Origin of the sequence: Helicobacter sp. (assembly GCF_022511165.1) — a bacterium.
Taxonomy (GTDB): Bacteria; Campylobacterota; Campylobacteria; order Campylobacterales; family Helicobacteraceae; genus Helicobacter_C.
The window spans coordinates 1-11,909 of sequence record NZ_JAFLSB010000045.1; the positions used below are offsets into that span (position 1 = coordinate 1).

Consider the following 11,909-nt stretch of genomic DNA (forward strand, 5'->3'; position numbering starts at 1 on the left):
TATCCAATTTTTAATTCTTTCATCGCTTTTGTCATCTTGATTTGCCTCATCAATCACTAAGCCAACAAATTTGCCACCCACTACTGCATCGCTATTATCAAAAGTATAGCCATCTGTGCTTGTTTGCCCAATAACTTTGCCTTGTTTTGATACTTTTTGATAAATATGAGCAATGCCATTGCAGAAAGTATCGCTATAAATTTCTTGATCACCTAAACCTACAAGTGCGATTGTTTTTCCTGCAAATGCGCTTTCATTGATGCCGGAGAGAAAACTATCCCAATCATCTTGTAAATCACCCGAGCCATAAGTGGGAGTAGCAAGGATAAGGTTGCTAAAAGCGCTTAAATCATCGGCTTTGCTTGAAGCCACATCAAAAACTTGCGCATTGCCAAGACTATCGGCAATCTTTTGGGCAATCTCTTGTGTTGTGCCGCCATCACTTCCATAAAATACACCAATTTTTTGCATAAACTGCTCCTTATTTTTTAAATTTAAAATCGAAATGTAGCCTATATCACAAAAGATAATAGAAAGTAAAATATTCTGTTAAAATTAAGAATAATCTTTATTTTAAATATATAATCTTTCTCATTTTGCTCATATTTGACGATAGGGAAGTTAAGAGGTAGAATAAAATAATAGAGATTCTAAAAACAACTTAGAATCTGCCCTAAAGCCCGAGTATTTATAAAACAGCCTTAGGCACAGATTCAAAAAACTTAAAATGCGGGGACAATTTCACCCTTGTATTTTTCTTGGATAAAATCTTTTACCTTTTGAGACTGCAAGGCATTTTTGAGCTTTTGGAGATTCTCATCATTTACTCTACTTTCTTGCACAACCAAAATATTCGCATAAGGAGATTGCGCACCCTCTAAAATTAACGCATCATTGCTGCTTAGCCCTGCTTGAAGAGCGTAGTTTCCATTGATTACTGCTGCATCGACATCATCTAAAGTGCGTGGCAAAAGAGCTGCCTCTAGGGGCTTAATCTTTAGATTCTTAGGATTCTCCACTATATCAAGCTCTGTGGCGTTAAGATTGCTTGAATCTTTGAGCTTGATAAGATTCTCTGCCTCAAGTAAAAGCAAGGCTCTGCCACCATTGCTTGGATCATTGGGAATCCCAATCACCGCCCCCTCTCCTAATTCATCAATGCTCTTAAACTTATTTGAATACAATCCAATAGGCTCAACATGGATAGTCGCAATAGGCTCAAGCTTATAGCCTTTATCAGCCTTAATTGAATCCAAAAATGGCTTATGCTGATGAAAATTCGCATCAAGTGAGCCATCTTCAAGCGCGCTATTTGGCGTTATATAATCTGTAAAAGACACAATTTGCAAATCAATGCCTTGCGCTTCTAAATCTGGTTTGATAAACTCCAAAATCTCCGCGTGAGGCACAGGCGTAGCACCTACTTTAAGCACCACCTTTTCTTGCTGTGGGGTATCAGTGCTTGAGCTTGTCGCCTCATTTTTTTCACCCTCATCGCCGCAGCCAAAAAACGCTAATCCTGCCAATAACAATATACCTAATTTTTTCATTTTTACTCCTTTGTCGCTGGGATAATTTCACCCTTGTATTTTGAGAGGATAAAATCTCTTGTCTCCTCGCTTAAAAGCGCGTCCTTAAGCGCACCTATGCGCTCATCGTTTTGATTATCTTCACGCGCGACAAGCACATTTACATACGCGCTCTTGTCATTCTCGTGAAAAAGCGCATCTTTAATGCTCATTTTTGCCTGCAAGGCATAGTTTGCATTAATCACTGCGCCATCAACACTATCAAGCACCATAGGCAAAGATGCTGCCTCTAGGGGCTTAAAGATAATACCCTTAGGATTCTCCACTATATCAAGCTCTGTGGCGTTAAGATTGCTCGGGTCTTTAAGTTTTATCACGCCATTATCGTGCAACAAAATAAAAGCCCTTGCCATATTTGAACTATCACCGGGAATAGCGATATTTGCGCCCTCTCCTAGCTCATCAATGCTCTTAAACTTATGTGAATAAAATCCAAGTGGCACAACATAAATAGGGGCTAATGCCACGAGCTTATAGCCCTTTTGCTCATTCATATTATCCATAAAGGGCTTATGCTGATACATATTCGCATCGCTGCTTCCCTCTGCCAAAGATACATCAGGCACAACATAGTCTGTGAAAGTCTGAATCTGCATATCTATACCCTTTTCTAACATCTGTGGCTTGACAAATTCTAGAATCTCCGCCGCAGGCACAGGTGTAGCGCCCACCTTGAGCGTTTTCATCTCTGTTTGTGATTGCTCATTTGAAGTAGCCTCCGCTGCAGCTTTATCGCCATTTTCACCACAAGCTACAAAACCCAAAACCAAGCTCAAAAAAAGAGCTAATTTCAATATCTTTCTCATTTTTCTCCTTTTATGTTAGATTTAACGATGTGCGCGTAGAGATTTTACAACAAAATCACCAAGGCTTTGAATACCTTGCACTAAAATAATGATACAAATTACGGCATAAGTAAGCACATCGGGTTTAAAAGATTGAAAACCTATGCGATAAGCCAAATCTCCTAATCCCCCAGCTCCAACAACCCCAGCCATAGCGGAGAATCCCACCAAGCTCACTGATGTAATAGTAATAGCATTTGCAAGTGCAGGCAAACTCTCACCAATCATCATCGAAATCACACGCATTCTGCTTGCACCCATACTCATCGTAGCTTCGATTAAGCCTTTATCCACCTCATCAAACGCCCCTTCAAAAAGTCTTGCGATAAAGGGCGTAGCTGCAATTACAAGTGGGATAATTGCAGCCGTGCTTCCAATGCTTGTGCCAATAAGCATTTTAGAGAGAGGCAAAAGCAAAAAAATCAGCACAATAAAAGGAAAAGAGCGCACAATATTTACAACCCCGCCTAAGATTCTATACAAAAGAGGATTTGCCATAATGCCAGAGGGTTTAATCACGCTTAAAAACACGCCTAAAGGTAGTCCAAATACACAGGCAAATAGCACCGAAAAACTTACCATATAAATGGTTTCACATACGCTTTTTGCGAGAGAAAAAGCTATAGGGTCGCTAAAAATATCACGCAAAAAAAGCAAAAACTGCCGCTCAAACAAATCTAAAATCTCAAGCATTGCTCACCCTTTGCTTTTGGCTTAAACTAGCTTCAATCACGCTCACGCCCTGCGCTTTAAGCCAAGCAAGCGCCTCATCTCTTTTTTCATCTGTGGCAACAATCCTAAGCACCAAATGCCCAACCTTTCCCGTGGCAAGCTCATCAATATGTCCGCTCAAAATATTTACATCAATGTCAAAGTTTCGTATCATTTGGCTAATAAGCGGAGAATGCGCGTAAGAACCCGTAAAAATTACGCGATACACATTGTGTAAGTTTTCCAAATGCGAGATGATATGCGATTCATCTTGAGGTAAAAATGAGATGAGTTCGCGTGTGATATGATGCTTTGGTGTTGCAAAAACTTCACTCACATTCCCGCGTTCGACAATCTCGCCATCGCTTATCACACACATTTTATTGCAAATGGCACGCACAACCTCGATTTGATGTGTGATAAGCACCACGCTTAAGCCTAATTTTTGCTGAATCTCGCGCAAAAGCGCAAGAATGGATTGTGTTGTTTTGGTATCAAGGGCTGAAGTTGCTTCATCACATAAAAGCACTTTAGGGTGATTTGCTAAAGCCCTTGCAATAGCTACTCTCTGCTTTTGCCCCCCACTTAATTGACTTGGGTAAAATGATGCCCGCTCACTTAAACCGACAAGCTCTAAAAGCTCATCTACGCGCGTTTTAATCGCCTTTTTATCCCATTTTGCAATTTGCAAGGCAAAAGCGACATTATCAAATACATTTTTTGCACTTAAAAGATTAAAATGCTGAAAAATCATACCAATTTTTTGCCGCTGTGCTTGAAGCTGCTTTTGATTAAGAGAAAGCATATCCAAATTATCGATTCTAAGCTCACCGCCGCTTGGCTCTTCAAGGCGATTGATAATGCGTATAAGTGTGCTTTTACCTGCACCAGAATACCCAATAATTCCCATAATATCGCCCTTTTCTACTTCCAAATCAATATTTTTAAGAGCAACAAAACCATTTGGGTAAGTTTTTTGAATGCCTTTGAGGCTTATCACGTTTTATTCTCCTTGTAAAATTAAACTTCCTTAAAATCCCTTTGCAATTTTTTCTTTTTGAATCTTTGCTTTTTTATTATAGAGAAGCGCAATTATATCACAAAATTTTTAAAATACAATATGTAAATTCATATTTTTGCAATGTAAAAATAAAGAAAAGTGTAGGTAAAAACCTAGGTTTTTGCACTCCTTATTTTGTAAGAGTCTTTATGAGACTTTAAAAAGCTAATTTGTTATCTTTCCTTTGGTTTAAGGTTTTGTAGCTCTTTTATATGCTGCTCAAGCTCTGCAATAATCTCATCATATTTAAAACTTAGCAATACGCGTTTATATAGTTCTGGCTTATGCTTGCGCCAATTTCGCAGAGTTTTTGGCGTAACCTCAATAATACGCGCCATATCTTGCTGTGTATATTTCATCACATCCCTTAAAGTATTATGGGTTTAAATCTACATAAAAATTTTTTTAAATCAAATTAGGTAAATATTTTCTAATAAAAGACTATTTTAAGTATTTTTTACCTAGAATCGTAGCCCTCTATATAGAGAAACTATATTTTAAAGGAGTTCAAATGACTGCAAAAAGAATGCGCTACGCTCAAAGATTTACGATAGCTTTGGGTTTTGGCTTAGTAATGGTAGGCTGTGGTCCAACCTTGCCCTATGCGCCAAAAGAGCTTGAAAAAGGAGCAAGAACCGTAACCGTAGCTAAGACCACCCCCTATAATTGCAAACTATTGGGTGAGGCAGAGGGCAAAGATAATGCAGAGGGTAAAATAAGCCCATCGTATGAACAAATCCGCGAAGGTGCGCTCAATGACTTGCGCAATACTGCTGCTGATGTTGCACACGGAAAAAGAGCAATGGTTTCCCCCACAAAAGAAAAAATGGTATGTAGCAAGGTTGGATTCTTTGGTGGAAGAAGCGGACGATTTGACTGCTCCCTCGAAACTATGGGTAAAAAGACTGCCATTGAAAACCTTAGGATTCACGCTCAAGTCTTTGATTGTGGAGAAAAATAACCTTATAACTCTCACAAAGGTGCTTATGATAAACATAAGCACTTCCTTAATTTAATAAGGATTCTTTTTGCTAAGATTCTAGATTCTTTTTTTATAAGAGGAAGAGGCTTAAAATGTGCAAGTTTGGATTGAGTAGCTATGCACAAATGCGAAGTCGCACTCGGCGATATACACGCTTAGCAGTATATGCCTTGCTCCCCTTATATATCGCTCATAGGATTCCACTCACTTCCTACAATGTTTTTTAGAGCTTTGCGCTTTTAGCGCATCATTTAGATTAATCACAATTAAAGATATACTTTATTGTGAGGAGATTCTAAAATTTTAAAAAATAAAATTGTAAGCCTATTTTTTATTATAAGAAGTTGTGTGTATGCCTTGTTCATATAAAAATGTTCGTAGAAGTTTATATTCATCTTTGGTAAAAAATCGTTTTTTACCAACGGGCAGGGCGTTTAAATGCACAAAACCATAACTTATGCGCCTTAAATCTAACACTTGCGCACCAAATGCACCAAAAAACCGCCTCAATTCGCGATTTTTCCCCTCTGTAATATGCACTTTAATCCTGCTATATTTGGCATCATTTTTAAGAATCTCATACGCGCTAAAAGGTGCAAAATCCATAGATGTAATGTTGCTTTTATAATGCCCACCTCTACGCGCATTTTCGCATACAAAGCCCTCTTGCATAGCCTGTATTATCTCTTGGGTAATAGGTGCATTGATTTTCAAAATATAGCCACGTTCTAGGGGAGATTCCATAAGGGCTTTTGCCACGCTCACACTATCTGTGAGGATAAGCACCCCTTCACTTGCAAAATCAAGTCGCCCTACATATCTAAAATGCCTAAATTTCTCCCCTAAACTCTCATATATCACACGTCTTCCACGAGCATCGCTTTTACTCACAAGCTCACCTTTTGGTTTATGATATACAATACAGGTAAAATGTTCTTTGGGGGCAAGCTTTTTCCCATCAATAAACACATTATCACCGGCTTTAAGCACATAATGAGAATCTACCTTTATGCGCCCTACCTTTATGCGCCCCTCTTGTATAAGCTTATCCGCCTCTCTACGAGAATAACTACTATGATGAGCGATGTATTGGTTAAGACGCATTATTTCAAGCCAGACAAAAAGCTATTCCCTGCGCTTACACTTCCTCTAGTTTTCATTAGTGAGTAATTATTACAACCAGATTCTAAACCATAATCACAAGCCAAACCAAAAAGCTCAATAGCCTTGCGTTTATCTTGTCTCACACCAAAGCCCCCATCATAAAGCACACCAAGATTATTACAGCTTGGAATATGCCCACTATCGCAAGCAAGTGTAAAATATTTTGCTGCATTATAGTAGCTTTGCTCCGCACCATTTGAGCCTGTGGCATACATCCAGCCTAGATTCCCACACCCTACAATATCACCTTGCTGACACGCGACATAATTCATCTCTACATAGCCCATTTTATCTTTTGTCATTCCATAAATATTATAGGTATTGCTCATAAGCCCAAGATTGTAGCAGCCCAAATCACTTCCAAGCTGACACGCGCGATCATAAAATGCCAATGCTCTTTGATAGTCTTTTTTTACACCCACACCATTAGCATACATCCAACCAATATTTGTGCAGCCTAGAGAATCTCCCCCTTGACAGGCTATTTCATAAAGTTGTGCTGCTTGATCTTTATCTTCTTTAACGCCTTGCCCATTATCATATGCCATTGCAAGATTTGCACACGCTACCGCATCACCCCCTACACACGCTTTATAATAATAATGCACTGCTTTTTGAGGTTCAGGCATACCTGTATTTGCACCATACATATAAATAAGCCCTGTGCCAAAGCAACCCGCCGCATTTCCCTGCTCACAAGATTGTGCGAAAAGTCCCAATGCACTCTCATAATCACCATCTCTTGCAAAAGCCATAGCCGACTTAAGCGCAGTATTAGATTGATTAACTTTTTCAAGCATATTATCAATAGGTGCGCCACCAATTTGATTTGCAGGGGTAAGAGGAGCAGCACCTAAAAGCCCTGAAGGTGTATTTTGCGGTGTAGCATCTTGAGTGGGTGGGGGGGTAGAATCTTGCGCATTTGGGGGTGTTGCATCAGTTGCTTGAGGTGCTTGAGTGAGTGTGCCTTCACTCTCCGCTGGTTCTGCCACACTTACCACCACAACGCACATCATAGCCCATATAAGCGCAAAAATTACTCTCATTACTTTACCCTCATTTATCTAAATTTGCTTATAGCTACACGCTAGAAAGCAAAAATAATACCACTTTATGAATCTTTAATGCAACGCGCTATTAAGCTCGATTTTACGATTGCTTCTAAAGGCTATCATTTTACCGCTTTGACTATCACAGCGGAAGTGAATGCCGTGTTTGCCTGAAAGCTCTTTGCCTTTATACAAATTGCTTTCTTTGACAACAAAGGTATCATTAATTTCGGCAATTTTTTCTGCCTCTTCGGGCTTAATGTAAAATACGCCCCCAGCAAGCACTGCGATACCTCCATCGACAATACAACCATCGCCCAAACTAATGCCTGTGGCGCTATTAACACCCAAAAGACAATTTTTACCAATGCTAATAGGCTCACTATTGCCACCGCTTAGCACGCCTAAAATACTCGCACCCCCACCTATATCTGTGCCTTCACCTACAACCACGCTTGAGCTAATGCGCCCCTCATTCATACACGCGCCCATTGCTCCTGCATTAAAATTCACATAGCTTGCTCCGGGCATTTGTGTATAACCACCTGTGCCAAGATATGCACCAAAGCGCGTTTTTGCACTATCAAGGAGGCGGATATTATCATATTGAGGAATAACTTGCATCAAATAGCGAGGGAATTTATCTACAAAATCAATACTTGGAAACTCGCCCTCTATTTTTAAGCGCACTTCATTTTCTCGTAAGTAGTCAAGCTCATAGGGTTTATTGCCACTCCACGCGACATTTTGCAAAAGCCCAAAAATTCCATCAAGCTGCAATGAGCGCAAAGGAGCTTTTCCTAAAGAAAGCGCAAGAAGCTTCAAATATGCAGATTCTACACTTTCGCATTTTTCATCTTTATAAATCACACAAAATCGATAGCGACTCCTCCCACCTTTTGCTTTAAGTTTTCCTTTATTGGCTTGTTTTTGAAGCTCTAAAATCACTTGGATATTTTTATGTGTTTGTGGATCTGCTAAAGCCTCGCTCAAAAAAGGCGTATAAAGCTCCAAAGCTCTTTTTATAAAAGCTTGATTGATGCCATACACTGCCTCGTTTTCACTTTGAGCAATCAACTCGGCTTCTTGTGCGCTTTGGCAAAGCACCGCATAAGTGCCTAGATTCTCTCCTTGCCAATTCAGCACCGGATAAGTCGCACAAAGCGTAGCTTTAGATTTTTTGCCAATATCTACCCGCGCGATACCAAAGCCCAAAGGGGCTTTATACTCTTCCTTGCTTTGAAACTCATTGACAAATGCTTTAAATTTTTCAACACCCATTTTTGCTCCTTAAATCAATGAAATAATCTTATTGTATAGTATCTAAGCTACATTTTGGTATGCCCTGTCCTTGCTATGCCCTGCACTCCTAGAGCAACAAATACCACCATAGCCGCACTTAAGCCTATAAAAAACCACTGAAGTGACATCAGCTGATGCTCAAGGAGCAAAATAATCATCAATCCAAAAAGCACATAGCTTACCACACGCAAAAATGACAAACTCATTTGCGCTCCTATCACAAAGCGCGTGGAAAATTGTGTATTTTTATCTTCTTCTTGCACCTTTTGCAATTCTTGATTCTGTTCTTGCAGGGATTCTTGGCTATTTTGTCGTAAGCTTTCTTGCTGCTTAGCTATTTCATTTGGCATACTTTTTTGAGATTCTTCTTGCATATTTGCCTTTACGCGTTTAAATAAAGCGATAAATGAACTTCCCACCACAAGCGCAAAGCCCACAAATCCTACCTCAAAACTCGCCAGAGATTCTACGCCCTGCATAAAGGCAATAGCTCCCCCACAAAGCGCAATTATTCCTACAAGAGCTATGCCTACATATACAAATCTAGTAATATTTGCCATTACTATCCTCATCATCTTCGCCCTTGTAGCTATAACGAGGATGCGATGCTAATTCTTGTGCTTCTTTTTGCGCCCTTTTATACGCACGATAGAGATTTAAAAATGCCGCTGCAATGCCCCATACCACGCCAAGCCAAAAAAGCCATTTTTGCCCACTCACTCGCTCTAAAAGTATGCCAATCCCCACACCCAAAAGCACCGCCACCACGATAGAAATGCCCACGCTCAAATCATTTGCCCCACTCACTACAATACCAAGTGTGGGTTTTTCTTGTGAAGATTTTTCTGCACTCTTTTGATAAGATACATTCATTTCCTTATGTGTCTCATCACTTTTAGAATCCTTAGAATCTTGCGTATTTGCACTTGATTCTAAAATTTGCGCATCGCGCATATTTTCTTGCTTTGGCGCATTTTCTTTTTCGCTCATTGCTCTCTTATCCCTCATTCACAATTTCGCTAAAAGCCTCTTTGGCTTTAGCAATCACTTCATCAATGAGATTTTTATCCATCGCACTACAAATAAAGCCTGTTTCAAATTGCGAACACGCAAAATACACGCCTTTTTGAAGCATTTTTTGATGAAATTTTGCAAACATCTCTGTATCGCTACATTTAGCATCATCAAAATTTTTCACCGCCTTTTTATTAAAGAAAAAGCCAAACATACTTCCTCTACAATCCACTTGCAAAGGGATTTTATGTGCCAAAGCTGCAGCCTTTAAGCCCTCAATTAAATGTTGAGCGAGATGCTGCAGATTCTCATATAAATGCGGATTGGCTTTGATTTGGCATAAAGTCGCTATGCCCGCACTTACTGCGATAGGATTCCCACTCAATGTGCCAGCTTGATACACACCCCCCACAGGAGAGAGCATATCCATAATATCTGCTCTCCCGCCAAAAGCTGCTAAAGGCATACCCCCACCAATAACCTTGCCATAAGTAACCAAATCCGCCTCTACATTGTAGATTCCAATCGCACCCTGCAATCCTGCTCTAAAGCCACTCATCACTTCATCAATAATTAAAAGCGCATTATGTTTATTGCACAATGCTCTTAAATCCTGCATAAAAGCCTTATCTGCAGGAACAAAGCCCATATTTCCAGCCAAAGCTTCAATAATCACGCACGCTACATTTTTACTTGTTTCAAAGCAAGCGCGCACAGATTCTATATCATTATATCGCGCCACAAGTGTGTGCTTAGATATATCATTTGGCACACCCGGTGAGCTTGGTGTGCCAAAAGTCGCACAACCACTTCCCGCACTCACAAGCAAACTATCAGAATGTCCGTGGTAGCAACCCTCAAATTTGATAATATCATCTTTTTGCGTATATGCCCTTGCTAAACGCAACGCGCTCATTGTCGCCTCTGTGCCAGAATTGACAAGGCGCATTTTTTCCACACTTTGTGTAAGGGAGATAATGAGCTTTACAAGTGTTGTTTCTTTTTCTGTGGGCGCACCAAAGCTTAATCCATCTTTGATTGCACTCATCAATGCGGATTCTATGGATTCATCAGCGTGCCCAAAGATGAGAGGTCCCCAACTTTGCACAAAGTCAATATAGGCATTATTATCCTCATCATAAATATATGCCCCCTTGCCTCTAGCGATAAATCGTGGTGTGCCACCCACTGAAGCAAATGCCCTTACAGGAGAATTTACTCCCCCGGGAATGACTTGCTTTGCCTCATTAAAATCATTAATACTTTGTAAAATATTCATTTGTAATCCTTTGCGCTACCCAAAAATAAACTTCATTATAGCAAATCCCTTTTTAAATCATTGTAAATACAAATCCCCATTTTCTCTATGGGGCATAAATGCGTTATTTGCTCGTAGTTTTTTCTCTTAACCAATATCAAATACTATTTGTTTTTTTATATTATACTTCAAAGCGCATTTTAAATTTTTGTAAAAGGAGACACAATGAAAAGAATTATCGCAAGTATGGTTCTTTTGGGTGGTATGGCATACGCGGCAACAATTGATACTTCTAAAGCAGAAGTAAAATGGACAGCTTTCAAGACACCTACAAAAGCAGCAGTAACAGGGACATTTGATGATGTGAAATTCAAATTTGGCACACCAGATCAAAATCAAAGCATTGAATCTCAACTTACTAACGCCACAGCAACGATTGATGCAAAAAAAGTCAATCTTAATGACGAAGTTAAAAACCAAAATGTGCGCGAAGCTTTCTTTGGTAAATTCAAAAAAACAGAAATCAAAGTAACTTTCAATAAAGTTGAAGAGGGCAAAGATAAAGGCACGATTTTGGCAAGTGTAACAATGAATGGCAAGACAAACAAAGTGCCTATGCAATATGAAGTTATAACAAGCGGTAGTAAAAAGCAAGTTGAAAAAAAGATTGTTGCAAAAGGTGTACTTGATTTAAGCGTTTTTGATGCAGAAAGCGCTCGTGCAAATTTGCAAAAAGTGGTGGCGGTAGAACACGAAGGTTTGACTTGGCCCCAAGTAGAAATCTCTTTTGAAGCTCCTGTAAAATAAGGCTTTTATTTAAAGCTTAAGTTTTAAACTTAGCGCGGATTTTTTAAGATTCGCGCTTTGATTAGACTTAAAAAAGCATCTAAAATTATTCCCTCTCAACTTATCTTTATTATTCTCAAAAATCTTTG

Annotated in this window: 15 protein-coding genes; 3 read left to right on the forward strand and 12 right to left on the reverse strand. The window is 39.5% G+C overall.

The genetic code is table 11. The features are described from left to right. From J1E28_RS06565 to J1E28_RS06590, 6 genes are all read right to left on the reverse strand, one after another. Positions 1–471: flavodoxin (locus tag J1E28_RS06565; protein ID WP_291027998.1), on the reverse strand; the 471-nt coding region annotated here is incomplete at its 3' end. Between the two features lie 251 nt (positions 472–722). Beyond that, entirely contained in the window at positions 723–1,550 is an 828-nt protein-coding gene (locus tag J1E28_RS06570; RefSeq protein WP_291028000.1) for a MetQ/NlpA family ABC transporter substrate-binding protein, read from the reverse strand. A 2-nt stretch (positions 1,551–1,552) separates the two neighbouring features. After that, positions 1,553–2,395: a MetQ/NlpA family ABC transporter substrate-binding protein gene (locus J1E28_RS06575; RefSeq protein WP_291028002.1), complete on the reverse strand. Its 843-nt coding sequence runs from the start codon at positions 2,393–2,395 to the stop codon at positions 1,553–1,555. 21 nt (positions 2,396–2,416) lie between these two features. Beyond that, on the reverse strand, positions 2,417–3,127 hold the full coding sequence (locus J1E28_RS06580) for a methionine ABC transporter permease (protein ID WP_291028004.1): 711 nt from the start codon (positions 3,125–3,127) through the stop codon (positions 2,417–2,419). Next, positions 3,120–4,145, reverse strand: a complete 1,026-nt coding sequence (locus J1E28_RS06585; RefSeq protein ID WP_291028007.1) for a methionine ABC transporter ATP-binding protein — start codon at positions 4,143–4,145, stop codon at positions 3,120–3,122. Before J1E28_RS06585 ends, J1E28_RS06580 begins: the two co-directional genes overlap by 8 nt. Positions 4,146–4,378: 233 nt before the next feature. Beyond that, a complete protein-coding gene (locus J1E28_RS06590; RefSeq protein WP_291028010.1) occupies positions 4,379–4,564 on the reverse strand; it encodes a hypothetical protein in 186 nt (61 codons plus the stop codon). A gap of 152 nt (positions 4,565–4,716) precedes the next feature. On the opposite strand from J1E28_RS06590, the gene J1E28_RS06595 reads away from it, so the two are divergent. Both J1E28_RS06595 and J1E28_RS06600 read left to right on the forward strand, forming a co-directional pair. After that, positions 4,717–5,166: a DUF4156 domain-containing protein gene (locus tag J1E28_RS06595; RefSeq protein ID WP_291028012.1), complete on the forward strand. Its 450-nt coding sequence runs from the start codon at positions 4,717–4,719 to the stop codon at positions 5,164–5,166. 113 nt (positions 5,167–5,279) lie between these two features. Further along, entirely contained in the window at positions 5,280–5,414 is a 135-nt protein-coding gene (locus tag J1E28_RS06600; protein WP_291028014.1) for a hypothetical protein, read from the forward strand. A 97-nt stretch (positions 5,415–5,511) separates the two neighbouring features. Here J1E28_RS06600 and J1E28_RS06605 read toward each other — a convergent pair whose 3' ends face one another. The 6 genes from J1E28_RS06605 to hemL all read right to left on the reverse strand — a co-directional run bounded on the left by J1E28_RS06605 (position 5,512) and on the right by hemL (position 10,995). Beyond that, on the reverse strand, positions 5,512–6,291 hold the full coding sequence (locus J1E28_RS06605; protein ID WP_291028016.1) for a pseudouridine synthase: 780 nt from the start codon (positions 6,289–6,291) through the stop codon (positions 5,512–5,514). Continuing rightward, positions 6,291–7,397: a hypothetical protein gene (locus J1E28_RS06610; protein ID WP_291028018.1), complete on the reverse strand. Its 1,107-nt coding sequence runs from the start codon at positions 7,395–7,397 to the stop codon at positions 6,291–6,293. Before J1E28_RS06610 ends, J1E28_RS06605 begins: the two co-directional genes overlap by 1 nt. 75 nt (positions 7,398–7,472) lie before the next feature. Then, positions 7,473–8,681: a 2,3,4,5-tetrahydropyridine-2,6-carboxylate N-succinyltransferase gene (locus J1E28_RS06615; protein WP_291028020.1), complete on the reverse strand. Its 1,209-nt coding sequence runs from the start codon at positions 8,679–8,681 to the stop codon at positions 7,473–7,475. 47 nt (positions 8,682–8,728) lie between these two features. Then, a complete protein-coding gene (locus tag J1E28_RS06620) occupies positions 8,729–9,262 on the reverse strand; it encodes a hypothetical protein (protein WP_291028023.1) in 534 nt (177 codons plus the stop codon). Beyond that, complete coding sequence (locus tag J1E28_RS06625) at positions 9,246–9,692, reverse strand: AtpZ/AtpI family protein (RefSeq protein ID WP_291028025.1); 447 nt, start codon at positions 9,690–9,692, stop codon at positions 9,246–9,248. Before J1E28_RS06625 ends, J1E28_RS06620 begins: the two co-directional genes overlap by 17 nt. A gap of 7 nt (positions 9,693–9,699) precedes the next feature. After that, positions 9,700–10,995 carry a glutamate-1-semialdehyde 2,1-aminomutase gene (gene hemL, locus J1E28_RS06630; protein ID WP_291028027.1) on the reverse strand — a complete coding sequence of 432 codons (1,296 nt, stop codon included), beginning with the start codon at positions 10,993–10,995 and terminating at the stop codon, positions 9,700–9,702. Between the two features lie 204 nt (positions 10,996–11,199). Between hemL and J1E28_RS06635 the strand changes: the two genes are divergently transcribed. Further along, a complete protein-coding gene (locus tag J1E28_RS06635; RefSeq protein WP_291028029.1) occupies positions 11,200–11,781 on the forward strand; it encodes a YceI family protein in 582 nt (193 codons plus the stop codon). Positions 11,782–11,909 lie beyond the last annotated feature (128 nt).